The 24,051-nt window shown below is 60.9% G+C and carries 24 protein-coding genes; 21 read left to right on the forward strand and 3 right to left on the reverse strand.

Annotation, left to right across the window (positions count from 1 at the left end; all coding sequences use genetic code 11):
- Positions 1-43: 43 nt before the first annotated feature.
- A complete protein-coding gene (locus ACUXAC_RS00265) occupies positions 44-1,954 on the forward strand; it encodes an NAD(P)-binding protein (RefSeq protein ID WP_454266382.1) in 1,911 nt (636 codons plus the stop codon).
- Positions 1,951-3,135 (forward strand): c-type cytochrome, encoded by a 1,185-nt coding sequence (locus ACUXAC_RS00270; RefSeq protein WP_197658719.1) that lies wholly within the window; start codon positions 1,951-1,953, stop codon positions 3,133-3,135. The genes ACUXAC_RS00265 and ACUXAC_RS00270 overlap by 4 nt, the downstream gene beginning before the upstream one ends.
- 37 nt (positions 3,136-3,172) lie before the next feature.
- Here ACUXAC_RS00270 and hmpA read toward each other — a convergent pair whose 3' ends face one another.
- Positions 3,173-4,363, reverse strand: a complete 1,191-nt coding sequence (gene hmpA, locus ACUXAC_RS00275; RefSeq protein ID WP_197658718.1) for an NO-inducible flavohemoprotein — start codon at positions 4,361-4,363, stop codon at positions 3,173-3,175.
- A gap of 357 nt (positions 4,364-4,720) precedes the next feature.
- Here hmpA and glyA point away from each other — a divergent pair, with 357 nt between their 5' ends.
- Both glyA and ACUXAC_RS00285 read left to right on the forward strand, forming a co-directional pair.
- Positions 4,721-5,974 (forward strand): serine hydroxymethyltransferase, encoded by a 1,254-nt coding sequence (gene glyA / locus ACUXAC_RS00280; protein ID WP_004941389.1) that lies wholly within the window; start codon positions 4,721-4,723, stop codon positions 5,972-5,974.
- Positions 5,975-6,131: 157 nt separating this feature from the next.
- On the forward strand, positions 6,132-7,277 hold the full coding sequence (locus ACUXAC_RS00285) for a 3-phenylpropionate MFS transporter (protein WP_038874523.1): 1,146 nt from the start codon (positions 6,132-6,134) through the stop codon (positions 7,275-7,277).
- Here ACUXAC_RS00285 and csiE read toward each other — a convergent pair whose 3' ends face one another.
- Complete coding sequence (gene csiE, locus ACUXAC_RS00290; protein WP_203088695.1) at positions 7,278-8,543, reverse strand: stationary phase inducible protein CsiE; 1,266 nt, start codon at positions 8,541-8,543, stop codon at positions 7,278-7,280.
- A 182-nt stretch (positions 8,544-8,725) separates the two neighbouring features.
- On the opposite strand from csiE, the gene ACUXAC_RS00295 reads away from it, so the two are divergent.
- Positions 8,726-9,361 carry a DUF1007 family protein gene (locus ACUXAC_RS00295; protein ID WP_033651572.1) on the forward strand — a complete coding sequence of 212 codons (636 nt, stop codon included), beginning with the start codon at positions 8,726-8,728 and terminating at the stop codon, positions 9,359-9,361.
- Entirely contained in the window at positions 9,352-10,374 is a 1,023-nt protein-coding gene (locus ACUXAC_RS00300; protein WP_049200710.1) for a nickel/cobalt transporter, read from the forward strand. Before ACUXAC_RS00295 ends, ACUXAC_RS00300 begins: the two co-directional genes overlap by 10 nt.
- A 56-nt stretch (positions 10,375-10,430) precedes the next feature.
- On the opposite strand, the gene suhB is transcribed toward ACUXAC_RS00300, so the two are convergent.
- A complete protein-coding gene (suhB, locus tag ACUXAC_RS00305) occupies positions 10,431-11,234 on the reverse strand; it encodes an inositol-1-monophosphatase (protein ID WP_004941400.1) in 804 nt (267 codons plus the stop codon).
- Positions 11,235-11,353: 119 nt separating this feature from the next.
- Between suhB and trmJ the strand changes: the two genes are divergently transcribed.
- From trmJ to rodZ, 15 genes are all read left to right on the forward strand, one after another.
- Positions 11,354-12,088: a tRNA (cytosine(32)/uridine(32)-2'-O)-methyltransferase TrmJ gene (gene trmJ / locus ACUXAC_RS00310; protein ID WP_025303916.1), complete on the forward strand. Its 735-nt coding sequence runs from the start codon at positions 11,354-11,356 to the stop codon at positions 12,086-12,088.
- Positions 12,089-12,281: 193 nt separating this feature from the next.
- The gene (gene iscR / locus ACUXAC_RS00315) at positions 12,282-12,776 is read left to right on the forward strand and encodes a Fe-S cluster assembly transcriptional regulator IscR (protein ID WP_004941404.1); all 495 of its coding nucleotides are present in this window, start codon (positions 12,282-12,284) and stop codon (positions 12,774-12,776) included.
- A 54-nt stretch (positions 12,777-12,830) separates the two neighbouring features.
- A complete protein-coding gene (iscS, locus tag ACUXAC_RS00320) occupies positions 12,831-14,045 on the forward strand; it encodes a cysteine desulfurase (RefSeq protein ID WP_015378780.1) in 1,215 nt (404 codons plus the stop codon).
- 24 nt (positions 14,046-14,069) lie between these two features.
- Entirely contained in the window at positions 14,070-14,456 is a 387-nt protein-coding gene (gene iscU / locus ACUXAC_RS00325) for a Fe-S cluster assembly scaffold IscU (protein WP_004941408.1), read from the forward strand.
- A gap of 54 nt (positions 14,457-14,510) precedes the next feature.
- Positions 14,511-14,834 (forward strand): iron-sulfur cluster assembly protein IscA, encoded by a 324-nt coding sequence (gene iscA, locus ACUXAC_RS00330; RefSeq protein WP_004941410.1) that lies wholly within the window; start codon positions 14,511-14,513, stop codon positions 14,832-14,834.
- A gap of 62 nt (positions 14,835-14,896) precedes the next feature.
- On the forward strand, positions 14,897-15,418 hold the full coding sequence (hscB, locus tag ACUXAC_RS00335) for a co-chaperone HscB (RefSeq protein ID WP_004941412.1): 522 nt from the start codon (positions 14,897-14,899) through the stop codon (positions 15,416-15,418).
- Between the two features lie 32 nt (positions 15,419-15,450).
- Complete coding sequence (gene hscA, locus ACUXAC_RS00340) at positions 15,451-17,301, forward strand: Fe-S protein assembly chaperone HscA (protein ID WP_100396640.1); 1,851 nt, start codon at positions 15,451-15,453, stop codon at positions 17,299-17,301.
- A gap of 2 nt (positions 17,302-17,303) precedes the next feature.
- Positions 17,304-17,639 (forward strand): ISC system 2Fe-2S type ferredoxin, encoded by a 336-nt coding sequence (gene fdx, locus ACUXAC_RS00345; protein ID WP_004941417.1) that lies wholly within the window; start codon positions 17,304-17,306, stop codon positions 17,637-17,639.
- Positions 17,640-17,671: 32 nt separating this feature from the next.
- Complete coding sequence (gene iscX / locus ACUXAC_RS00350) at positions 17,672-17,872, forward strand: Fe-S cluster assembly protein IscX (protein WP_006327336.1); 201 nt, start codon at positions 17,672-17,674, stop codon at positions 17,870-17,872.
- An 83-nt stretch (positions 17,873-17,955) separates the two neighbouring features.
- Entirely contained in the window at positions 17,956-19,251 is a 1,296-nt protein-coding gene (gene pepB / locus ACUXAC_RS00355; protein WP_198509101.1) for an aminopeptidase PepB, read from the forward strand.
- Positions 19,252-19,340: 89 nt separating this feature from the next.
- A complete protein-coding gene (sseB, locus tag ACUXAC_RS00360; RefSeq protein WP_038874537.1) occupies positions 19,341-20,171 on the forward strand; it encodes an enhanced serine sensitivity protein SseB in 831 nt (276 codons plus the stop codon).
- A gap of 161 nt (positions 20,172-20,332) precedes the next feature.
- Complete coding sequence (gene ndk / locus ACUXAC_RS00365; protein WP_421115171.1) at positions 20,333-20,758, forward strand: nucleoside-diphosphate kinase; 426 nt, start codon at positions 20,333-20,335, stop codon at positions 20,756-20,758.
- A gap of 237 nt (positions 20,759-20,995) precedes the next feature.
- On the forward strand, positions 20,996-22,192 hold the full coding sequence (locus ACUXAC_RS00370; RefSeq protein WP_004941426.1) for a bifunctional tRNA (adenosine(37)-C2)-methyltransferase TrmG/ribosomal RNA large subunit methyltransferase RlmN: 1,197 nt from the start codon (positions 20,996-20,998) through the stop codon (positions 22,190-22,192).
- A 98-nt stretch (positions 22,193-22,290) separates the two neighbouring features.
- A complete protein-coding gene (gene pilW, locus ACUXAC_RS00375) occupies positions 22,291-23,040 on the forward strand; it encodes a type IV pilus biogenesis/stability protein PilW (RefSeq protein ID WP_060424943.1) in 750 nt (249 codons plus the stop codon).
- Entirely contained in the window at positions 23,030-24,004 is a 975-nt protein-coding gene (rodZ, locus tag ACUXAC_RS00380) for a cytoskeleton protein RodZ (protein ID WP_038874539.1), read from the forward strand. Before pilW ends, rodZ begins: the two co-directional genes overlap by 11 nt.
- Positions 24,005-24,051: the final 47 nt, after the last annotated feature.

Raw genomic sequence — 24,051 nt, forward strand, 5'->3', positions numbered from 1 at the left:
GATAATAAAAGCCGATGATAATAAAAATTGAAAGGAAGCCTATATGGGTATCACCAGACGCGATTTTCTCAACGGGGTGGCGATCACCATCGCCGCCGGGTTGACGCCGCTGCAAATCTTGCGCGCGTCGCCGCAAACCGCCAATCAAACCCTGTACTATCCGCCGGCGCTGACCGGGCTGCGGGGTAATCATCCGGGCTCGTTCGAGCATGCGCACCAGCTGGGGCGCGACGGTAAAACCTTTGATTTCGGCAGCGTGCCCGCCGTTGAAGAGTTCGATCTGGTGGTGGTGGGCGCCGGCATCAGTGGGCTGGCGGCCGCCTGCTTCTGGCAGCAGCTGAAAGGCGAGCAGCAGCGCATTTTGCTGATCGACAACCATGACGACTTCGGCGGCCACGCCAAGCGCAACGAATTCAACACCGACGACGGCATGCTGCTCGGCTACGGCGGCAGCGAATCGCTGCAGTCGCCGCGCTCCAACTTCAGCCCGGTGGCGATGGGGCTGCTGCGCAAGCTCGGCGTCGATATCGACCAACTGGAGCAGGCGTTTGACACCACCTTCTACCCGGATCTGAACCTGAGCCGCGGGGTTTACTTCGATCGCAAGAACTTCGGCGTCGACAAGGTGGTGAGCGGCGATCCGGGCCGCACGGTGGCGGACGATATTCCGCGCGATCGCCTCAACGGCCGCTCTTATGAAGCGTTCATCGGCGATTTCCCGCTGCCGGAAAGCGATCGCCAGGCGCTGATCGCGCTGCATACGGTGGAGAAAGATTATCTGCCGGAGATGACGCTGGAGCAGAAGGTCGAGTGGCTCGATACCCACAGCTACACCCAGTTCCTGCGCGAGAAGGTGGGCCTGAGCGAGCTGGCGATCCGTTATTTCCAGCAGACCACCAACGACTTCCAGGCGGTGGGCATCGACGGCACGTCGTGCAGCGATGCGCGCATCTGCGATCTGCCGGGCCTCGGCGGCATGAATCTGCCGCCGCTGGACGAAGAGTCGCAGGCGGATCTCGACGATCCTTATGTGTTCCACTTCCCGGACGGCAACGCCACGCTGACGCGCCTGATGGTGCGCAAGCTGATCCAGGCGGTGGCGCCGGCCGGCAAGGACATGAACGACGTGGTGCTGGCCAAATTCGACTACAGCCAGCTCGATCGGCCGGAGTCGCCGGTGAAGCTGCGTTTGAACAGCACCGGGCTGCACGCGGCCAACGTCGGCGACAAGGTGGAAGTCTCCTACATGACCGGCGAGAAGATGACCAAGGTGCGCGCCGGGCAGGTGGTGATGGCCGGCTATAACATGATGATCCCGTACCTGGTGCCGGAGATGTCACACGAGCAGCAGGAGGCGCTCAAGCAGAACGTCAAGGCGCCGTTGGTGTACAGCAAAGTGGTGATCCGCAACTGGCAACCGTTCATCAAGCTAGGCGTGCACGAAATTTATTCGCCGGCCGCGCCGTACAGCCGCGTGAAGCTGGACTACCCGGTGAGCATGGGCGGGTATCAGCACCCGCGCGATCCGGATCGGCCAATCGACCTGCATATGGTGTACGTGCCGACGCTGCCGGGCAGCGGCCTCAGCCCGCGCGAGCAGTCGCGCAAAGGGCGCGCGCTGCTGCTGGGCACGCCGTTCGAGGTGCATGAGCAGATGATCCGCGAACAGCTGCAGGGCATGCTGGGCGAGGCGGGTTTCGACCATCAGCGCGATATTCAGGCGATCACCGTCAACCGCTGGTCGCACGGTTATTCCTACTTCCTCAACGGGCTGTTTGACGATGAAGAAGAAGCCAAGAAAATCATCGAAACGGCGCGGCAGCCGATCGGCAAGATCGTTATCGCCAACTCCGATTCTGACTGGAGCCCGTACGCCAACTCGGCGATCGATCAGGCGTGGCGCGCGGTGAACGAACTGGCCTACGGCAAGGTTGCCGCCAAGGAGGGAGCATGAGTCTGCGTTCGCTGTACCTGTTGAGCCTGCTGGCGGCCGGCGGCTCGGCCCAGGCGATGTCGGCCGGGGAATATGTCGCCAAGGCCGGCGACTGCACCGCCTGCCACACCGCGCCGGGCGGCGCTGAACTGGCGGGAGGCATGAAGTTCCCGACGCCGCTCGGGGCTATCTACGCCACCAACATCACGCCGGACAAGCTGCACGGCATCGGTGCCTATTCGTTCGAGGAGTTCGATCGCGCCATGCGCCAGGGGGTGGCCAAAGACGGTCACCGCCTTTACCCGGCGATGCCGTATACCTCGTACGCCAAAATGAGCGCGGAAGACATGCGCGCGCTGTATGACTACCTGATGAATGAGGTGCCGGCGCAGAACGTCGCCAACCGGGACAGCGACATCAGCTGGCCGCTGTCGATGCGTTGGCCGCTGGCGGTGTGGAACCAGTTGTTCCACGACGACCAGCCGTATCAGGCAGATCCGCAGCAAAGCGCCGAGTGGAACCGCGGCGCCTACCTGGTACAGGGCGCGGGCCATTGCGGCAGCTGCCACACGCCGCGCGGCTGGGCGATGCAAGAGAAGGGGCTGGACGGTAAGGAACCGGTGTTCCTGAGCGGCGCCGAGCTGGACGGCTGGTACGCCTCCAATCTGCGCGGCCTGCCGCCGGAAGAGGTGACGGCGCTGCTGAAAACCGGCCGCAGCCGCCATGCGGCGGTCGCCGGGCCGATGAGCGAGGTGGTGACCCACAGTACGCAGTATCTCAGCGACGGCGATTTGAACGCCATCGCGGTGTACCTGCGCAGCCTGGCGCCGGAAACCGCCGCCAAAGCCGCTGCGCCTGCCGTGCAGGCGAATAATCCGGGCGGCAAGGCGACCTACGCGATGTACTGCTCGACCTGTCACGGCAACAAGGGCGAGGGCACCGATTTTGTCATTCCGGCGCTGGCGGGCAATGCCACGGTAACGGCGGACAATCCGCTGACCGCGCTGCGGGTAGTGCTGGAAGGGGCGCATACCCCGGCCACGCAGCAGGCGATGGCGTTCGATATGCCGGCTTACGGCTGGGCGTTGAACGATCGGCAGGCGGCGGATCTGATGAGCTATCTGCGGGGAAGCTGGGGCAACCAGGCGGCGCCGGTGACGGTGCAGCAGGTGCAGGACGCGCGCCAGCTGCAGGCGAAATGAGGGGGGAGCGCGGTCTGACGGCCGCGCTCCGCAAGCATTACAGCACCTTATGCGGGCCGAAACATTCGTAGTGGATGCGTTCGGCCTCTACGCCCATCTCCAGCAGTTGTTTGCCCACGAACTGCATGAAGGCCACCGGGCCGCAGAAGTAATAGTGCATCTGCGGATCGGCCAGGCTGCCTTGCAGCGCGCTCAAATCCATCAATCCGCGGCTGTGGTAGTCGCGGCCTTCCACGTCATCGGCACCCGGCTCGCGGTACCACACATGGCGGCTCAGATTCGGCATACGCCCGGCAATATCCGCTACCTCATCGGCAAAGGCGTGCACGCTGCCGTTTTCCGCCGCGTGCAGCCAGTGGACCTGCGCCTGATGCTGGTTGTCGTGCAGGGTGTTGAGCATGCCGAGCATCGGGGTTTGGCCGACGCCGGCGGAGATCAGCGCCACCGGCGTGGTCGGCGCCACGTCGAGGAAGAAGTCGCCGTGCGGCGGGGCGATGTAGATCACGTCGCCTTCCTGCGCCTGCTGGTGCAGGTAGTTGGACACTTTCCCCTGATCTTCGCGCTTCACCGCGATGCGGTAGAACTCGCCGTTCGGCGAGGTGGTCAGCGAGTACTGGCGAATTTCCTGATGCTCCAGGCTGTCGTGCTTGATGTAGACCGCCAGGTATTGCCCCGGTTTGAAGTCCGCCACCCGGCCGCCGTCCACCGGCGCCAGCACGAAGCTGCAGATCACGTCGCTCTGCGGCTGTTTCTTCAGGATGCGGAACGCGCGCAGATCGCGCCAGCCGCCGTTGTCGGTTTCGCTCTGCTGATAAATCTGCTCTTCACGCTGGATAAATACGTTGGCCAGCACGCCGTAGGCTTTGCCCCAGGCGTCCAGGACTTCCTGACCCGGGCTGAACATTTCGTCCAGCGTCGCCAGCAGGTGACCGCCGACGATGTTGTACTGCTCCGGCTGGATATTGAAGCTGGTGTGCTTCTGCGCGATGCGCTCCACCGCCGGCAGCAGCGCCGCCAGGTTCTCGATGTTGGCGGCATAGGCGCAGATGGCGTCGAACAGCGCCTGACGCTGATCGCCGTTGCGCTGGTTGCTCATGTTGAAAATGTCTTTCAATTCCGGGTTGTGCGCGAACATGCGATCGTAAAAGTGGGCGGTCAGCTTCGGCCCGGTCGCAGCCAGCAGGGGAAGGGTGGATTTCACGGTGGCGATGGTTTGGCTATCCAGCATGGAAGCGCTCCTTGGGTTGGGATCTTGACGAGAATTCTAATGATGTATTTTAAATGCATCTTATTGGGTTCCGCGTCGCTTGTAAATACCCTTGTTTTCGTTGCGGTGTTCTTCGGGCGTCGATCGCGCTCACAGAACATGAAAAAAGCGCATTGTTCGCATGAGGAAATGTCCGTTGATAAACGGCGGCGTTTCGCGGATCAAAGCCTTGCGCCACCTTATGCCAATCGTTTGCGTAAAAACCTCTGTCAAGACCTATCTTCGGTGGGGTGAAACGGTTTACACTGTGGCCCAGAACCCAAACGGGTAGTTATTTGGTGATTTTTTAGTTAGCTGATTTAAGTCAGGAGATGCCGGATGTTAAAGCGTGAAATGAACATTGCCGATTACGATGCGGAACTGTGGCGTGCCATGGAGCAGGAAGTGGTGCGTCAGGAAGAGCACATCGAGCTGATCGCGTCTGAGAACTACACCAGCCCGCGCGTGATGCAGGCTCAGGGTTCCCAGCTGACCAACAAATACGCTGAAGGCTATCCGGGCAAGCGTTACTACGGCGGCTGCGAATACGTGGATATCGTTGAGCAGCTGGCTATCGATCGCGCCAAAGAATTGTTCGGCGCCGATTACGCCAACGTGCAGCCGCACTCCGGCTCCCAGGCTAACTTCGCCGTGTACACCGCGCTGCTGCAGCCGGGCGACACCATTCTGGGCATGAACCTGGCGCACGGCGGCCACCTGACCCACGGTTCCCCGGTCAACCTGTCCGGCAAACTGTATAACGTGGTGCCTTACGGCATCGACGACAAAGGCCAAATCGACTATGACGATCTGGCCAAGCAGGCGCAAACCCACAAGCCGAAAATGATCATCGGCGGCTTCTCCGCTTACTCCGGCGTGGTTGACTGGGCCAAAATGCGCGAAATCGCCGACAGCATCGGCGCTTACCTGTTCGTCGACATGGCGCACGTGGCGGGCCTGATCGCTGCCGGCGTGTACCCGAACCCGGTACCGCACGCGCACATCGTCACCACCACCACCCACAAAACCCTGGCGGGTCCGCGCGGCGGCCTGATCCTGGCGAAGGGCGGCGACGAAGAGCTGTACAAAAAGCTGAACTCCGCCGTGTTCCCTGGCGGCCAGGGCGGCCCGCTGATGCACGTGATCGCCGGCAAGGCGGTGGCGCTGAAAGAAGCGATGGAGCCTGAGTTCAAGGTTTACCAGCAGCAAGTGGCGGTCAACGCCAAGGCGATGGTGGAAGTGTTCCTGCAGCGCGGCTACAAAGTGGTCTCCGGCGGCACCCATAACCACTTGTTCCTGCTGGATCTGGTCGACAAAAACCTGACCGGTAAAGAAGCGGACGCTGCCCTGGGCCGCGCCAACATCACCGTCAACAAAAACAGCGTGCCGAACGATCCGAAGAGCCCGTTCGTTACCTCCGGCGTGCGTATCGGCACCCCGGCCGTGACCCGTCGCGGCTTCAAAGAGGCCGACGTGCGCGAACTGGCCGGTTGGATCTGCGATGTGCTGGACAACATCAACGATGAAGCCACCATCGAACGCACCAAGAAGAAAGTGCTGGATATCTGCGCCCGCCTGCCGGTTTACGCATAATCCCGCTTTCGCCCAAAAAAACCCGCTGCGGCGGGTTTTTTTTATGCCCGCCAGCAGCAAACTGTGAACTGTCTGGCACTCTAACGCATTGAAGTGGAATGACGATTGCGGGGCAGTGTGAGCTCTGTCAAAGTATTGCCCTCACTCCGGAGGGATCATGGTTCTGCAATCAACGCGTTGGCTCGCTCTCAGTTATTTCACCTACTTCTTTTCCTATGGCATCTTCTTACCGTTCTGGGGCGTATGGCTGAAAGGCGAGGGCATCGCACCCGAAACCATCGGCATGTTGCTCGGCGCCGGCTTGGTGGCCCGCTTCCTCGGCAGTTTACTGATTGCACCCCGCGTTAAAGATCCCTCTCATTTAGTCTCCGCCCTGCGCCTGCTGGCGCTGCTGACCCTGGCCTTCGCGGTCGGCTTTTGCTTCGGCAACGGCTGGGGCTGGCTGATGCTGGTGATAGCGGGGTTCAACCTGTTCTTCTCGCCGCTGGTACCGCTGACCGACGCGTTGGCTGGCACCTGGCAAAAGCAGATCCGTATGGACTACGGCCGGGTGCGGCTGTGGGGCTCGCTGGCGTTCGTCATCGGCTCGGCGCTGACCGGGCAGCTGGTGGCGGTGTGGGGCCATAACGCCATTCTCTACAGCCTGATCTTCAGCGTGTTGGCGATGCTGCTGGGCATGTTGCTGAAGCCGAGCGTCATGCCGCAGGGCGAAGCGCGCACGCACAGCGGAGCTGAGCGCTCGCTGTGGGCACTGCTGAAAGAAGGGCCGGTCTGGCGCTTCCTGCTGTGCGTCACGCTGCTGCAGGGGGCGCATGCCGGCTACTACAGCTTCGGTTCCATTTACTGGCAGGAAGCCGGCTATTCGGCCTCGACCATCGGCTATCTGTGGTCGCTCGGCGTAGTGGCGGAGGTGATTATTTTCGCCAGCAGCAACGTGCTGTTCCGCCGCTGGAATGCGCGCAACCTGCTGTTGCTCTCCGCCTGCTGCGGCGTGCTGCGCTGGAGCCTGATGGCCTACAGCACCGAGCTGGGCTGGCTGCTGCTGATCCAGATCCTGCACTGCGGCACCTTCACCGTCTGCCATCTGGCGGCGATGCGCTTTATCGCCGCGCGCCAGGGGCAAGAGGTGATCCGGCTGCAGGCGGTGTATTCGGCGCTGGCGATGGGCGGCGGCATCGCCGTCATGACGGTCATTGCCGGGTTCCTGTTCGAACATTGGCAGGGCGGGGTATTCTGGGTGATGGCGGCGGTCGCGGTGCCGGCCTTGTTCATCCGGCCGCCGGCGGTCAGCGTCAGCCGCTGATTAAGGGGCTTCCAGCAGCGCGCGGATCGCCTGGCGCTGCCGGGTTTCCAGCGGCAGTTCGGTATAGATCAGCGGCGGGTGCGGATCGCTGTGCACCGCCGCATAAGGGGTGATCACCAGCATGACGCCCTGCGGCGCGCCGCCGCGCAGATAGTCGTTCAGCGGCAGATACTTGATGTTCAGCGGCAGCAGCGTGAGCTCGCGAATCTGGTATTCCACTTCTTCTTCCAACTGCGGGTTGTCCAGCGTCAGCAGCAGCACCTGTTTTTCCTGCAGCGCGTTGTCCTGCATCAGCCAGGCGCCGAAGCTGATGGCCACCAGGCCCGCCTCCTCGTTGGAAAAATGCACGCCGTACTCCTGCTCCAGCGGTTTCAGCGCTTCCTGCGTGGTGCGCATCAGCCGCGGGTATTTGCGCACCACTTCTTCCAGCAGCATATTGTCGATGCCGATGGCGAAACGGCAGCGCTCCAGCGCCGGCGCCAGATGGGCAAACAGCTGGCTGACCAGCTCAGTTTTGCTGCTGAAGGCCATGCCGGAAAGTTGCTGGAAGCGCTCGACCATGCTGTCGATGGCCGCCATCAGCCGCTGTTCCTGCGCGGAGTCGTTGCTGTGGTAGCTGTGATTTTTCAACATGGTAAACGTCAGCGCCAAAAAATCGCGCTCGTCTGCCTGCGGCGGCTGATTAAACAGCCGGTTGCAGGCCTGATGCAGCCAGGCGGCGGCCTGCTGCTCCGGTTTTTGCCGCAGCCAGTCACGCTGAACGGCGTCGAAACGCGGATGCTGCCGCAGGCGATTTTGCCAGGCGCAGTAGAGCAGATAATGCTGCAGGAATTGGCGGTCGCGTGCATCGAAGCGGCGGTTGAGCAGCGGCTCGCAGGCATCGATCGCCTCTGCCAGCGCAGACGCCGGGGCGGCATCGGCCGCCAGCGCGTGCCGCAGGCGCGGGGCGAAATCGCCTTCAACGAATTGCGGGCTGCAGCGCAGGGCCCGCCGCAGCCAATGGATCAGGCACAGGCGCTGGTCGAGCGTGCTGCCCCGCAGTTGGTAACCACGATCGTGATCGACGGCGATCTCCAGGTGGTGGAAACGCTGGATTTCACTGGCCACCTCGGCTATATCTTGCCGGGTTATCGGGGGGGCGACGCCGTTGATTCGGCTCAGGGTCTCCAGCTGTAACTCGGGCTCCGGCGTGTACAGCATCAGCAGCAGATGGCAGCGCCGTTGTTGTCCGGAGAGCTCGGGCACGGGAGAGGTGTCCAGGCTCATTATCACCTTCCGGCATAAAAGGTTGCGATTATGCCTAAGCATAGCAAAAGGCTTTGTAATGGCAGGGTTACCGCGCGCCTTTTACTTCGGCTTACAACTTTCGTCACAAATATCGCCGGGAGAGGCGGGCCGTTCGGTATTTATTTGTGTTACGTTATAACAAATGCAGGTAAGACAGGATAATGATGAAGTTACGTCGTCTTTTGGCTGCCTTCGGCGCCGTGTTCAGCGCCGGTGCGATCGCGCATCCGCACAGCTTTATCGACATGAATACCACCTTCGTCGCCAAAGACCAGCGGCTGGTAGGCCTGAAAATGGTGTGGGTGATGGATGAAATCACCTCGGCGGATCTGCTCTACGATGCGAAAAACGCCAAGAGCGATTCGGAAGTGTGGAAAAAGCTGGCGGCGGAAGTGATGGCCAACGTGCTGGGGCAGCACTATTTCACCGATCTTTACCGCGACGGCAAGCCGGTGAAATACCTGAACTTGCCCAGCGAATATCACCTGTCGCGCCAGGGCAATCAGGCGGTGCTGGAGTTCGTGCTGCCGTTGGCCGAGCCACAGCCGCTGGCGGGCAAGCCGTTCGAACTTTCTACTTACGATCCGACTTATTTCGTGGATATGACCTATAAAGACCAAAATGCGCTGCATCTGCCGCCGGAGATGGCGCAGCTGTGCAGCTACAAGCTGATGACGCCGAAGCCGAATGCGTCGCTGCAGGCCTATGCGCTGTCGCTCGACAAGAACGACTCGCCCGGTGAAGACCTGGCGCTGGGGCAGCAGTTCGCCCAGCGGGTGACGCTGCAATGTCGTTAAATTTCTCACCTCCGACGACGAGCCGACGCCACTGGGCCTTCGGCCTGTGGCCGCTGCTGCCATTCACGCTGGCGTTGGCGGCCGCCGCGCTGCTGGCGTGGCACTATTGGCCGCAGCTGCTGATGCAGAGCGTGGTATGGCAAAAAGCGCTGCACCAGCAGATGGCGGGATTGTTGCAGCAGGTGAAGGCCGCGCCGCAGCAGGCCGGGCTGGCACTGATGCTGTTCAGCCTCGGCTATGGCGTCTTGCATGCGCTTGGCCCCGGGCACGGCAAAGTGGTGATCGCCACCTACCTGGCTACCCATCCGGCGCGGCTGAAAAGCAGTCTGAAGCTGACCTTCGCCGCCTCGCTGGTACAGGGCGGGGTAGCGATCGCGCTGGTCACGCTGATGCTGGTGGTATTGCAGCTCTCTTCGCGCCAGCTGCACCAAAGCAGCTTCTGGCTGGAGAAGGGCAGTTTTATTCTGGTGATGCTGCTTGGCGTGCTGCTGAGTTGGCGCGCGCTGAAACGCCTGTTTGCGGCGATCAAGGCGATGCGCCCGGCGCCGGCGCTGCGCATCAACAGCCTGACGCCGCTGGCGGCGGATCATGTGCACAGCGCCCACTGCGGCTGCGGCCACCGGCATCTGCCGAGCGACAGCGAGCTGCAGGCGGGAAGCGACTGGCGCACTCAGGCCGCCATCGTGCTGGCGATGGGCATGCGCCCCTGTTCGGGGGCGATTTTGGTGCTGCTGTTCTCCAAGGTGATCGGCGTGTTCGGCTGGGGAGTGATCTCCGCGCTGGCGATGGCGTTCGGCACCTCGTTGACCATCTCGATGCTGGCGCTGCTGGTGCATTACAGCCGCCGGCTGGCGGTGCGCCTCAGCCGTTCGCGTGCCCCCGCCGCCTGGAGCGCGGTGGCCTGGGGGGCGCTGGCGTTAGCCGGCGGCCTGATCCTGTTGGCTGCAGGGCTGTTGCTGTACGTCAGCGCGCAGCCGGAATTCGGCGGCGGCATCCGGCCCTTCTCCCGCTAACGGGCATAAAAAAAGCGCTGCATCGGCAGCGCTTTTTTTCGATTCGCTTCTGGCGATTAACGCTTCAGCGCTTCGCTCAGTTCTTCACGCATGGTGGCCAGCATGGCTTTCACTACGCGCGGGTTGCCTGCAACCACGTTGCCGGAGCTGAAGTGGTTGTGGCCACCGACGAAGTCGGTCACCAGGCCGCCGGCTTCACGCACCAGCAGTTCGCCCGCGGCGAAATCCCACGGCTTCAGGCCGATTTCGAAGAACCCGTCTACGCGGCCGGCGGCCACATAGGCCAGATCCAGCGCGGCGGAACCGGTGCGACGGAAGTCTGCGCACTGGGTGAACAGCTTGCCGACGATGTTGATGTAAGGCGTTGCGTGCTGCTTGACCTTGAACGGGAAGCCGGTCGCCAGGATGGTGCCATCCAGATCTTTGGCGTTGGTGCCGCGCAGGCGGTAACCGTTGAGCTGTGCGCCCTGGCCGCGAGTGGCGGTGAACAGTTCGTTGCGCATCGGATCGTAAACCACGGCCACTTCAGTACGGCCTTTGATGCGTACGGCGATGGAAACGGAGAAATGAGGGAAACGTTTGATGAAGTTTGCAGTGCCATCCAGTGGATCGATCACCCATTGCACATCGCGATCTTCGCCGATCAGCTCACCGCGTTCTTCGCTCACGATACTGTGTTGCGGATAAGACTTGCGGATGACGTCGATGATCAGATGCTCTGCATCGCGATCGACGTTGGTGACGAAGTCATTGGTCCCTTTCTGGCTCGCTTCTACAGCGTCCGGGGTTTCGTAGTTTTTGGCAATCAGGTTACCGGCCTTGCGCGCAGCGCGCACGGCGATAGTCAGCATCGGATGCATGGGTATCTTCCAACTAGGATGTTAAAGAACAGGAAACGGCGCGAAGTATAGCAGCTGTTCGGCAAATTGCCTATGGCTGTGTTAAGATGCTGCGATTTTCCGCCACGCTCAGAGTTTGTATGCTGCACAATATCCGCATTGTTCTGGTAGAGACTTCACATACCGGCAACATGGGCTCGACCGCCAGAGCCATGAAAACCATGGGTTTAACCAACCTTTATCTGGTTAATCCGCTGATCAAACCCGATTCTCAGGCCATCGCCCTGGCCGCCGGTGCCAGCGACGTGATCGGCAACGCCACTATCGTCGATACCCTCGATGACGCCATCGCCGGCTGTAGCCTGGTGGTGGGCACCAGCGCACGTTCTCGCACCTTGCCGTGGCCGATGCTGGAGCCGCGTGAATGCGGCGTGCGCGCGGTGCACGAGGGCGAACACGCGCCGGTGGCGCTGGTGTTCGGCCGCGAACGCGTCGGGTTGACCAACGATGAACTGCAGAAGTGCCACTACCACGTCGCCATTCCGGCCAACCCGGACTACAGCTCGCTGAACCTGGCGATGGCGGTGCAGATCCTGGCGTACGAAGTGCGCGTGGCTTACCTCGATCGCCAACAGGCGGGCGCGCCGCAGCTGGAAGAGACGCCGTATCCGCTGGTGGACGACCTCGAGCGTTTCTATCAGCACCTGGAGCAGACGCTGCAGCGCACCGGCTTTATTCGCCCGTCCCATCCGGGGCAGGTGATGAGCCGCCTGCGTCGGCTGTTCACCCGCGCGCGCCCGGAAGGGCAGGAGCTGAATATCCTGCGCGGCATGCTGACGTCGATCGAGAAACAGGATAAACATCAAGGTAATTAATTGATGTGGCATAACGGTGGGCGACAATAGTATTAGTTATCCAAAGGTTATAACATGTATTTTATATACCTTTGTTCTTGCTAAGTTCAAAACGTGCTAATACTTGAGTCAATTACTAGGTTAAATAGTTGACTGTTTTACTCAGGAATGTCAGACTTTCGGCCATATTTGACCAACAGGTAACCATTGAGCTATGAGACTGACATCCAAAGGCCGTTATGCCGTAACCGCTATGCTTGACGTAGCGCTGCATTCCCAGGAAGGGCCGGTACCACTGGCGGACATTTCCGAACGCCAGGGTATTTCGCTCTCTTATCTGGAACAATTATTCTCCCGTCTGCGCAAGAACGGCCTGGTGGCCAGCGTGCGTGGTCCGGGCGGTGGTTATCTGCTGGGTAAAGACGCGGGTGAGATCGCCGTTGGCGCTGTCATCACTGCCGTCGATGAATCGGTAGATGCAACCCGTTGCCAGGGCAAAGAAGGCTGTCAGGGCGGCGATCGCTGCTTGACCCACGCCCTGTGGCGCGATCTGAGCGAGCGCATCAGCGGGTTCCTGAACAACATTACGCTGGCAGAACTGGTCAATAACCAGGAAGTGCTGGTGGTGGCGGATCGTCAAAACAACGATACGCGCCGCACGGCCAACGGTCGTCCGCAAGAAACTATCAACGTTAATCTGCGCGCATAAGCAGCTGGCGAAATTATTTTAGTTTTTGGAAGTGATGTACGGAGCACAAGAGCAATGAAATTACCGATTTATCTGGATTACTCAGCAACGACGCCGGTTGACCCGCGCGTTGCTGAGAAGATGATGCAGTTTTTGACCCTGGACGGCACTTTTGGCAACCCGGCTTCCCGTTCCCACCGTTTCGGTTGGCAGGCGGAAGAGGCGGTAGACATCGCCCGTAACCAAATCGCCGAACTGGTGGGCGCCGACCCACGCGAAATCGTCTTCACCTCCGGGGCGACCGAATCCGACAACCTGGCGATCAAAGGCGCTGCCAATTTCTACCAGAAAAAAGGCAAGCACATCATCACCAGCAAAACCGAACACAAAGCCGTGCTGGACACCTGCCGTCAGCTGGAGCGCGAAGGGTTTGAAGTGACCTACCTGGCGCCGCAGAGCAACGGCATCATCAGCCTGCAGGATCTCGAAGCGGCGATGCGCGATGACACCATTCTGGTCTCCATCATGCACGTCAATAACGAAATCGGCGTGGTGCAGGACATCGAAGCGATCGGCGAAATGTGCCGCGCGCGCGGTATCATCTACCACGTTGACGCCACCCAGAGCGTGGGCAAACTGCCTATCGATCTGAGCAAGCTGAAAGTCGACCTGATGTCGTTCTCCGGCCACAAAATCTATGGCCCGAAAGGCATCGGCGCGCTGTATGTGCGCCGCAAGCCGCGCATCCGCATCGAAGCGCAGGTACACGGCGGCGGTCACGAGCGCGGCATGCGTTCCGGCACCCTGCCTGTCCACCAGATCGTCGGCATGGGCGAAGCTTACCGCATCGCCAAAGAAGAGATGACCGAAGAGATGGCGCGTCTGCGCACCCTGCGCGATCGTCTGTGGAACGGCGTGAAAGATATGGAAGAAGTGTATCTGAACGGCGATCTGGAGCACGGCGCACCGAACATCCTGAACGTCAGCTTCAACTACGTTGAAGGCGAGTCGCTGATCATGGCGCTGAAAGACCTGGCCGTTTCCTCCGGTTCAGCCTGTACCTCCGCCAGCCTCGAGCCGTCCTACGTGCTGCGCGCGCTGGGCATGAGCGATGAATTGGCGCACAGCTCGATCCGTTTCTCCCTGGGGCGTTTCACCACGGAAGAAGAGATCGACTACACCATTCAACTGGTGCGTAAATCCATCGGCCGTCTGCGCGATCTGTCCCCACTGTGGGAGATGTTCAAGCAGGGCGTGGACATCAACAGCATCGAATGGGCGCATCATTAATTCTCAGGTTTCAGGAGCAAGGTCATGGCTTACAGCGAAAAAGTAATCGATCATTATGAAAACCCGCGCAACGTGGGTTCTTTCGACAACGAAGATCCTACCGTCGGCAGCGGCATGGTAGGGGCGCCGGCTTGCGGCGACGTCATGAAGCTGCAGATCAAGGTTAACGATGAAGGCATCATCGAAGACGCGCGCTTTAAAACTTACGGCTGCGGTTCCGCCATCGCCTCCAGCTCGCTGGTGACCGAATGGATGAAAGGCAAGTCGCTGGATCAGGCTGAAGCGATCAAAAACACCCAGATCGCCGAAGAGCTGGAATTGCCGCCGGTCAAAATTCACTGCTCGATCCTGGCTGAAGACGCCATCAAAGCAGCGATTGCCGACTATAAGAGCAAGCACAGCGCCAAGTAATTTGTCTGAGTCGGCCCGGCCGCGCCGGGCTTTGATGTGAAGTGTGAGGTTGTGATGTCTATTACCATGAGCGACAGCGCTGCGCAGCGTGTTCAGGCGTTTTTGACGAACCGCGGCAAAGGTCTCGGCCTGCGTCTGGGAGTGCGAACTTCCGGCTGCTCCGGGATGGCGTACGTGCTGGAATTTGTTGACGAAGCCAACGATGACGACATCGTGTTTGAAGACAAAGGCATCAAGGTGATCATCGACGGCAAGAGCCTGGTCTACCTTGACGGCACCGAGCTTGATTTCGTTAAGGAAGGCCTGAACGAAGGCTTCAAGTTCAACAACCCGAACGTCTCAAGCGAATGCGGCTGCGGCGAGAGTTTCAACGTCTGACAGTCCATCGTGCTCCCCCGTTTCGGCGGGGGAACTTCATCCGCTAACGCCCAGAGCACGCTATGGATTACTTTACTTTATTCGGGCTGCCAGTTCGCTACACCGTGGACGGCAGCCTGCTTGCGTCCCGCTTCCAGGATCTGCAGCGCCAATTCCACCCCGATCGTTTCGCCAACCAGCCGGAGCGCGAACGCCTGATGGCGTTGCAGCAGGCGGCGACCATCAACGAAGCCTACCAGGCGCTGAAGCACCCGTTAAAACGCGCGGAGTATATGCTATCTTTGCACGGCTTCGATCTGGGCAACGAACAGCATACGATGCGCGACACCGCGTTCCTGATGGAACAGCTGGAACTGCGCGAAGAGCTCGACGCCATTGAGCGCAAGCCGGAGGCGGAAAGCCTGCTGGCCGATTTCGGCGCGCGGCTGGCCGTCTCCATCAAGCAGCGCAGCGCGCTGATGCTGCAGCAGTTGGACAGTGAACAGTGGGCGGATGCCGCCGACACCGTGCGCAAGCTGCGCTTTTTGGACAAACTCCAGCAACAGGTTGAACAACTCGAAGAAAAACTGCTGGGTTTTGAGTAACACCTTCTGATTCTGATTGTGGAAGCTTCAACATGGCCTTATTACAAATTAGTGAGCCTGGCCTCAGCGCCGCGCCGCACCAGCGACGTCTGGCCGCCGGCATCGACTTAGGCACCACCAACTCGCTGGTCGCCACGGTGCGCAGCGGGCAAGCGGAAACGCTGGCCGACGAACAGGGCCGCCATTTGCTGCCTTCGGTGGTGCATTATCAGGCGGACGCGCAGCGCGTCGGCTGGGAGGCGCGCCAACAGGCGGCGCAGGATCCGGCCAATACCGTCAGCTCCATCAAACGCATGATGGGCCGCTCGTTGGCGGACGTGCAGCAACGTTACCCGAACCTGCCTTATCAATTCCAGGCCAGCGACAACGGCCTGCCGCTGATCGTCACCGCCGCCGGCCCGGTTAACCCGGTCGGCGTCTCCGCCGATATCCTGCGGGCCCTGTCCGCGCGCGCGCAAGCGGCGCTGGAAGGCGAGCTGGATGGCGTGGTGATCACCGTTCCTGCCTACTTCGACGACGCTCAGCGCCAGGGCACCAAAGACGCGGCGCGTCTGGCCGGCCTGCACGTCCTGCGCCTGCTGAATGAACCGACCGCGGCGGCGATCGCCTACGGGCTGGATTCCGGCCAGGAAGGGGTGATCGCGGTTTACGATCTGGGCGGCGGCACCTTTGATATCTCCATTCTGCGCCTCAGCCGCGGCGTGTTCGAAGTGCTGGCCACCGGCGGCGATTCCGCGCTGGGCGGCGACGACTTCGATCACCTGCTGGCCGACTGGCTGCGCGAGCAGGCCGGCGTGGCCGATCGCAGCGACCATGGCGTGCAGCGCCAGCTGCTGGACGCCGCCATCGCCGCCAAAATCGCGTTGAGCGATGCCGACAGCGTGCGCGTCGAGGTGGCCGGCTGGCAGGGCGAGGTGACCCGCGCCCAGTTCGAAGCGCTGATCGCTCCGCTGGTGAAACGTACGCTGATGGCCTGCCGCCGCGCGCTGAAAGACGCCGGCGTCGCCGCGGACGAGGTGCTGGAAGCGGTGATGGTCGGCGGTTCCACCCGCGTGCCGCTGGTGCGTGAGCAGGTGGGGGCCTTCTTCGGCCACACGCCGCTGACGTCGATCGATCCGGATAAAGTGGTCGCCATCGGCGCCGCGATCCAGGCCGACATTCTGGTGGGCAACAAGCCGGACAGCGACATGCTGCTGCTGGACGTGATCCCGCTGTCGCTGGGCCTCGAAACCATGGGCGGCCTGGTGGAGAAAGTGATCCCGCGCAACACCACCATTCCGGTGGCGCGCGCGCAGGAGTTCACCACCTTCAAAGACGGCCAGAGCGCGATGATGATCCACGTGCTGCAGGGTGAGCGCGAGCTGGTGCAGGATTGCCGTTCGCTGGCGCGCTTCACGCTGCGCGGCCTGCCGCCGCTGCCTGCCGGGGGGGCGCACATTCGCGTTACCTTCCAGGTGGATGCCGACGGTCTGCTGAGCGTCACCGCAATGGAGAAATCCACCGGCGTTGAGGCCTCGATCCAGGTCAAGCCGTCGTACGGCCTGTCGGACGGCGAAATCGCCGGCATGATCAAGGATTCGATGGCCAACGCGCAAAGCGACGTGGGCGCGCGCAAGCTGGCGGAGCAACGCGTGGAAGCCGCGCGGGTGCTGGAAAGCCTGCAGGGCGCGCTGGCCACCGACGCCGCGCTGCTGAGCGAGGCGGAAAGCCAGGCGATCGCCGCCGCCACCCAGGCGTTGCAGCAGGCGGTGCAGGGGGAAGATCCCGCCGCTATCGAAGACGCCATCAAAACATTAGATGCACAAACGCAAGATTTTGCCGCGCGCCGCATGGACGCTTCCATTCGCCGCGCGCTGGCTGGCCATTCTGTGGATGAGGTTTAACCATGCCTAAAATTGTTTTCCTACCCCATCAAGATCTTTGCCCGGAAGGGGCGGTTCTGGAAGCCGAAAAAGGGGAGTCGATCCTCAACGTTGCGCTGCGCAACGGCATTGAAATCGAGCACGCCTGCGAGAAATCCTGCGCCTGCACCACCTGCCACTGCATCGTGCGTGAAGGTTTCGATTCGCTGGAAGAGAGCAGCGAGCTGGAAGACGACATGCTGGACAAAGCGTGGGGGCTGGAGCCGGAAAGCCGTCTGAGCTGCCAGGCGCTGGTCGCCGACGAAGATCTGGTGGTCGAAATGCCGCGCTACACCGTCAACCACGCGCGTGAGCATTAATTGTTAGCCGCAGCGCCAACCCGGAGATCATAATGGGACTGAAGTGGACCGACAGCCGAGAAATCGGCGAAGCCCTGTACGACCAATACCCGGACACCGATCCGAAAACCGTGCGTTTTACCGACATGCATCAGTGGATCTGCGATCTGGAAGAGTTCGACGACGATCCGCAGGCTTCCAACGAAAAAATACTGGAAGCGATCCTGCTGGTCTGGTTAGATGAAGCGGAGTAAATAGCGTAACGGGCTGCCATGGGCGGCCCGTTTATTTTGTATCCGACAAGATTAATAAAAGAATAATCCGGAGTAAGAAGGCTATGACAACAGAATTCATGCAGGTCACGCTGTCGCAACAACCTGCCGACGCCCGTTGGGGTGAAAAAGCGCTGCTCAGCACCAACGGCGAAGGGATGACCATCCACCTGACCGGCGCCGACAAACTGGGTGCGATCCAGCGTGCCGGCCGCAAAATTGACGGTCAGGGCATCAAAAAAGTCAAACTCGCCGGCGACGGTTGGGACTTGGAAAACAGCTGGGCGTTCTGGCAGGGCTACCGCGGGCCGAAAGGGCAGCGCAACGTCGAATGGGCCGAGCTGCCGGAAGCCGCGCGTCAGGAGCTGGATAAGCGCCTGAAGATCGTAGACTGGGTGCGCGACACCATCAATATGCCGGCGGAAGAGCTGGGGCCGGAGCAGCTGGCGACCCGCGCCGTCGATCTGATGTGCGACGTCGGCTGTGATGCCGTCAGCTACCGCATCACCAAGGGTGAAGATCTGCGCGAGCAGAACTATGCCGGCATCCACACCGTCGGCCGCGGCTCCGAGCGCCCACCGGTGCTGCTGGCGCTCGACTTCAACCCGACCGGTAACCCGGACGCGCCGGTGTTTGCCTGCCTGGTCGGCAAGGGCATCACCTTCGATACCGGCGGTTATAGCCTGAAGCAGAGCGCCTTTATGGACTCGATGAAGGCTGACATGGGCGGTGCGGCCACCATCACCGGCGCCCTGGCGCTGGCGGCGGCGCGCGGCCTGAAGCAGCGCGTGAAGCTGTACCTGTGCTGCGCCGACAACATGGTCAGCGGCAACGCTTTCAAGCTGGGCGACATTATTCGCTACCGCAACGGCAAAACCGTTGAGGTGATGAACACCGATGCGGAAGGGCGCCTGGTGCTGGCCGACGGCCTGATCGACGCTTCTGAGCAGAACCCGCAGCTGATTATCGACTGCGCCACCCTGACCGGCGCGGCCAAAACCGCGGTCGGCAACGACTACCATGCGCTGTTCAGCTTCGACGACGCGCTGGCGCAGGAGCTGCTGAGCAGCGCCGCCGCCGAGCAAGAGCCGTTCTGGCGTCTGCCGCTGGCCGAGTTCCACCGCAGCCAGCTGCCGTCCAACTTCGCCGAGCTGAACAATGTGGCCGGCCCGGCCTACACCGCCGGCGCCAGCACCGCGGCGGCCTTCCTGTCGCACTTCGTCAAGAATTACCAGCAAGGCTGGCTGCACATCGACTGTTCCGCCACCTACCGCAAAGGCGCGGTGGAGCAGTGGTCGGCCGGCGCGACCGGTTTGGGCGTGCGTACCCTGGCCAATCTGCTGCTGAGCAAAGCCAAATAATTGAACGCCCGCTACGTCGGGCGCTAGAATGCGCATTATCTTCGGGGCCCAGCATGCTGGGCCTCGCTATTTGATCCCTGGAGTTTGCCATGAGTGCCCATCATCACGATGCCGCCCCGAGCGAGAACGAACTTGAACGCCTGCTGAAGCTGGCGGTGACGGAGCCGGCCCACCGCCCGGCGTTCTTCCGTGAACTGCTCGACGCCACGGTGCTGATCCTCGGCGACAGCGAGCAGGTGCAGCAGGACGGCGACATCGCGCTGAACGCGGATACGCCGGTCAATATCCAGCATTGGGAAAAGCAGGACGGCGGCAGCATCATTCCGTTCTTCACCTCGCTGGAAGCGCTGCAGAAGGCCGTTGAGGACGAACAGCCGTTTATCGCCATGCCGGCGCGGGTGCTGTTCGAAATCACCCAGGGCGCGGATCTGTTCCTCAACCCGAAGGCGGAGTACGGCAAGGAGTTCTATCCGGAAGAGGTGGCGATGCTGCTGGCGACCGGCGGCGTCGTCAAACCGGTGGAGCATTACGTCGACAAAGAGACCCAAATCCTGCTAGGGCAGCCCGAAGAGTATCCGTCGGCGATGGTGGACGCGTTGACCACGCTGTTCAGCCAGCGCAAGCCGGTGCGCCGCGCGTTTCTGGCGCTGATGCACGACCAGGCGGCGGACGAGAAGCCGAATTTGCTGATCGGGCTGGAAGTGGACGCCGAGCCGGCGGAGATCGAGGCGTTGATCAACGAGGCCGGCAGCGTCGCCAGCGAAACGGCGCCGAACGACGAACCAGTGGATTTCTGTCTGGTGTCGGAGAAAGAGCGCGGCATCAGCCACTATCTGATCTCCCATACGCAGCCGTTTTATCAGCGCCGCTGGGGCAGCTGGCTGCGCAATTTGATCCCGTCTACCGACAAGACCCAGTAGCGCCGTCACGTTGTCGAAAATGGCCCATGAAGATCATATTTTTTAATGAAATGTTGATTTTCCCGTAGGCAAGCGTTAACGGCGCACATATAATCTGCGCCACTTGAGAAGGCCGGCAACATTGCAGACCGGCCTGTTTTGGAAGTCATACAGAGGCCATCATGACCGTAGAACGTACCTTTTCCATCGTTAAACCAAACGCTGTAGCCAACAACGACATCGGCGCTATCTATGCGCGTTTCGAGCGCGCCGGTTTCAAAATCATCGCCGCTAAAATGCTGCGTCTGACTCGCGAGCAAGCTGAAGGCTTCTACGCTGAGCACAAAGGCCGCCCATTCTTCGACGGTCTGGTTGAGTTCATGACCTCCGGCCCAATCATGGTGCAGGTTCTGGAATCTGAAAACGCCGTACAGCGCAACCGCGACATCATGGGCGCAACCAACCCGGACAACGCGCTGGCTGGCACCCTGCGTGCCGACTACGCGGACAGCTTCACCGCTAACGCCGTGCACGGTTCCGACTCCGTTGAATCTGCACAGCGCGAAATCGCTTACTTCTTCAACGAAAGAGAAATCTGCGCACGTTAATCGTGCCGTTTCTTGGCTGATAACCAGGCATTCACCGGCTGAAACAATAAAAATGCCCTGAATGCCTTTCAGCCGTAGCCACCCGCTACTAAAATTTGTACAATGCCGCGCCCCTGATAAGACGACTTGTCAGGGGCGTGTTTTTAGTGCCGCCACCCGAATCATGCGGGCTGAAATGCACAACTTACTGTCCATTCTTTAGCGCCATAACGTGTAATAACGAGGCCAGAGATCATTATGTTAGAACCCATCACGTCCGAGCACACCGTGTCTGAAAATAATTCGCTGACTACCCCCTCCGTTAACGTGGAGCAACCGGCTGCGGCCAAAATCAACCTGCTGGACCTGAACCGCCAGCAAATGCGCGAGTTCTTCGCCGAAATGGGCGAGAAACCGTTCCGCGCCGATCAGGTGATGAAGTGGATTTACCACTACTGCTGCGACGATTTCGAGCAGATGACCGACATCAACAAAGTCCTGCGCGGCAAGCTGCAGCGCGTGGCGGAGATCCGCGCGCCGGAAGTGGCGGAAGAACAGCGTTCGGCCGACGGCACCATCAAGTGGGCGATTAAAGTCGGCGATCAGCAGGTCGAAACCGTGTACATCCCGGAAGCCGACCGCGCGACGCTGTGCGTCTCCTCGCAGGTAGGCTGCGCGCTGGAGTGTAAATTCTGTTCGACGGCGCAGCAGGGCTTCAACCGCAACCTGCGCGTGTCGGAAATCATCGGCCAGGTGTGGCGCGCGGCGAAGATCATCGGCGCGCTGAAGGTGACCGGCCAACGCCCGATCACCAACGTGGTGATGATGGGCATGGGCGAGCCGCTGCTCAACCTGAACAACGTGGTGCCGGCGATGGAAATCATGCTGGACGACTTCGGCTTTGGCCTGTCCAAACGCCGCGTGACCCTGTCTACCTCCGGCGTGGTGCCGGCGCTGGACAAGCTGGGCGACATGATCGACGTGGCGCTGGCGATCTCGCTGCATGCGCCGAACGACACCATCCGCGATGAGATCGTGCCGATCAACCGCAAGTACAACATCGAGACCTTCCTGTCCGCGGTGCGTCGCTATCTGGAAAAATCCAACGCCAATCAGGGCCGCGTGACCGTCGAGTACGTGATGCTGGATCATATCAACGACAGCACCGACGATGCGCATCAGCTGGCGGAAGTGCTGAAAGACACGCCGTGCAAGATCAACCTGATCCCGTGGAACCCGTTCCCGGGCGCCCCCTACGGCCGCAGCTCCAACAGCCGGGTGGATCGTTTCTCCAAGGTGTTGATGGAATACGGCTTTACGACTATTGTTCGTAAAACCCGTGGTGACGATATCGACGCCGCCTGCGGGCAACTGGCGGGTGAAGTGATCGACCGTACCAAGCGTACCCTGAAGAAGAAAATGGCCGGGGAACCTATCAACGTACGGGCGGTCTGAATCCTATAGCACCATTTTTTGTTATCTAACAGCCTGTTATGCGCAAGCGTGTCGCTGGCGGGCGTTAGCTGACGGCCGATAAGGAAATGAATGCGGGCATGAAGCTGAAACTGTGGGGTGTGTGGCTGGCGGCCGGGTTGTTGGCCGGGTGTTCCGGTTCAGCGCCGGAAAAGGATGCACAAGTCTCTGAGGCGGGCCAGACGCGGTTGCAGCTGGGCCTGGAGTACCTGCAGCAAGGCGACATGGACGCCGCGCGCCAGAACCTGGAAAAGGCGCTGGACGCGGCCCCACAGGATTACCGCACGCAGTTGGGCATGGCGCTCTATGAGCAGCGGATCGGTGAAAATGCCGCGGCCGAACAGCGTTATCGGCAAGCGCTCAAACTTGCGCCAGGCAATGGCACCGTATTGAATAATTACGGTGCGTTTCTTTGCGGTTTAGGGCAGTATGTACCGGCGCAACAGCAGTTTAGCGCTGCGGCGCTGGCGCCCGATTATGGCCAGGTCGCCGACAGCCTGGAAAACGCAGGTTACTGTTTTCTCAAGGCCGGACAAAACGATGAGGCGCGCACGCTGTTGAGCCGCGCGCTGAAGGTCGATCCGGACAAAGGCACTCCGCTGTTGGCGGAGGCCGAAAAGCAATTTGGAGAAGGGAAGCGCGCCCAGTCGCAACTTTTATTGGATGTTTATCAGCATGTTCTGCCGGCCAGCGCCAGCAGCTTATGGTTACAGATTCGTTTCGCCGCGTTAGCCGGCCGTCAGGATAGCGTTCAACGCTATGGCAAGCAGCTAGCGCGAAGTTTTCCACAATCCAAACAGTACCAGCAGTTCTTAGCTAATGAATACTGAAGCCTCCCAAGATAAAACCGTATCCATGACGACGGGCCAGCGCCTGCGTCAGGCCCGTGAGCAACTCGGGCTGAGCCAACAGACCGTTGCAGAACGCCTGTGTCTCAAAATGTCCACCGTGCGCGATATTGAGGAAGACAGCGTGTCTGCTGACCTCGCGTCCACCTTCGTGCGCGGTTACATCCGTTCCTACGCCAAGCTGGTGCATTTGCCGGAAGACGAACTGCTGCCGATGCTGGCCAAGCAGGCGCCGTTGAAGATGGCGAAAGTGGCGCCGATGCAAAGCTTCTCGCTGGGCAAGCGCCGCAAGAAACGCGACGGCTGGCTGATGAGCTTCACCTGGCTTATCGTGTTTGTGGTGATCGGCCTGACCGGCGCCTGGTGGTGGCAAAACCACAAGGCCCAGCAGGAAGAGATCGCCACCATGGCCGATCAGTCCTCCGCGCAGCTTTCACAGAATAACGAAGGGCAGTCCGTGCCGCTGACCGACGGCAACGCCGACGCCGGCACCAACGTGCCGTTGACCGACAACAGCGCTGCGCCGGCCGATGCCGGCGCAGCGGCTCAGGCACCGGCGGCTACCGCTCAGGTGCCGGGCACGGCTCAGCAGCAGCCTGCCGTGGTGTCGCCAAGCCAGACTACCCTGCCGGAAACCACCCCGGCGGCACAAGCGCCGCTGCCGACCGCCGATGCGGGCGTGGCTGCGCCGGCAGCCGATCCGAACGCGCTGGTAATGGACTTCTCCGCTGACTGCTGGCTGCAGGTGAGCGACGCGAGCGGTAAAACGCTGTTCAGCGGCACCCAGAAGAAGGGCGGCAAGCTGAACCTGGCCGGCACCGCGCCGTATAAGCTGACCATCGGCGCGCCGGCGGCAGTACAGATCCAGTATCAGGGTAAACCGGTTGATTTAAGCCGGTTCGTTAAGTCAAACCGTGTTGCTCGCCTGACCGTCGCCGCGCAGTAATCGCGCGGCCCCGGTCGTGATGTCAGAGCAGCAATGGAGAGTAAGTA

The organism is Serratia sp. 121840015-1, from assembly GCF_053627655.1.

Coding starts and splice junctions, on each gene's coding strand:
- sseB (WP_038874537.1), top strand. CDS start 19,341: ATGAGTGCCCATCATCACGATGCCGCCCCGAGCGAGAACGAACTTGAA.
- pepB (WP_198509101.1), top strand. CDS start 17,956: ATGACAACAGAATTCATGCAGGTCACGCTGTCGCAACAACCTGCCGAC.
- pilW (WP_060424943.1), top strand. CDS start 22,291: ATGAAGCTGAAACTGTGGGGTGTGTGGCTGGCGGCCGGGTTGTTGGCC.
- ACUXAC_RS00370 (WP_004941426.1), top strand. CDS start 20,996: ATGTTAGAACCCATCACGTCCGAGCACACCGTGTCTGAAAATAATTCG.
- iscS (WP_015378780.1), top strand. CDS start 12,831: ATGAAATTACCGATTTATCTGGATTACTCAGCAACGACGCCGGTTGAC.
- ndk (WP_421115171.1), top strand. CDS start 20,333: ATGACCGTAGAACGTACCTTTTCCATCGTTAAACCAAACGCTGTAGCC.
- ACUXAC_RS00265 (WP_454266382.1), top strand. CDS start 44: ATGGGTATCACCAGACGCGATTTTCTCAACGGGGTGGCGATCACCATC.
- ACUXAC_RS00285 (WP_038874523.1), top strand. CDS start 6,132: ATGGTTCTGCAATCAACGCGTTGGCTCGCTCTCAGTTATTTCACCTAC.
- ACUXAC_RS00300 (WP_049200710.1), top strand. CDS start 9,352: ATGTCGTTAAATTTCTCACCTCCGACGACGAGCCGACGCCACTGGGCC.
- glyA (WP_004941389.1), top strand. CDS start 4,721: ATGTTAAAGCGTGAAATGAACATTGCCGATTACGATGCGGAACTGTGG.
- rodZ (WP_038874539.1), top strand. CDS start 23,030: ATGAATACTGAAGCCTCCCAAGATAAAACCGTATCCATGACGACGGGC.
- suhB (WP_004941400.1), bottom strand. CDS start 11,234: ATGCATCCGATGCTGACTATCGCCGTGCGCGCTGCGCGCAAGGCCGGT.
- trmJ (WP_025303916.1), top strand. CDS start 11,354: ATGCTGCACAATATCCGCATTGTTCTGGTAGAGACTTCACATACCGGC.
- ACUXAC_RS00295 (WP_033651572.1), top strand. CDS start 8,726: ATGATGAAGTTACGTCGTCTTTTGGCTGCCTTCGGCGCCGTGTTCAGC.
- iscU (WP_004941408.1), top strand. CDS start 14,070: ATGGCTTACAGCGAAAAAGTAATCGATCATTATGAAAACCCGCGCAAC.
- hmpA (WP_197658718.1), bottom strand. CDS start 4,363: ATGCTGGATAGCCAAACCATCGCCACCGTGAAATCCACCCTTCCCCTG.
- hscB (WP_004941412.1), top strand. CDS start 14,897: ATGGATTACTTTACTTTATTCGGGCTGCCAGTTCGCTACACCGTGGAC.
- fdx (WP_004941417.1), top strand. CDS start 17,304: ATGCCTAAAATTGTTTTCCTACCCCATCAAGATCTTTGCCCGGAAGGG.
- iscR (WP_004941404.1), top strand. CDS start 12,282: ATGAGACTGACATCCAAAGGCCGTTATGCCGTAACCGCTATGCTTGAC.
- hscA (WP_100396640.1), top strand. CDS start 15,451: ATGGCCTTATTACAAATTAGTGAGCCTGGCCTCAGCGCCGCGCCGCAC.
- iscX (WP_006327336.1), top strand. CDS start 17,672: ATGGGACTGAAGTGGACCGACAGCCGAGAAATCGGCGAAGCCCTGTAC.
- ACUXAC_RS00270 (WP_197658719.1), top strand. CDS start 1,951: ATGAGTCTGCGTTCGCTGTACCTGTTGAGCCTGCTGGCGGCCGGCGGC.
- iscA (WP_004941410.1), top strand. CDS start 14,511: ATGTCTATTACCATGAGCGACAGCGCTGCGCAGCGTGTTCAGGCGTTT.
- csiE (WP_203088695.1), bottom strand. CDS start 8,543: ATGAGCCTGGACACCTCTCCCGTGCCCGAGCTCTCCGGACAACAACGG.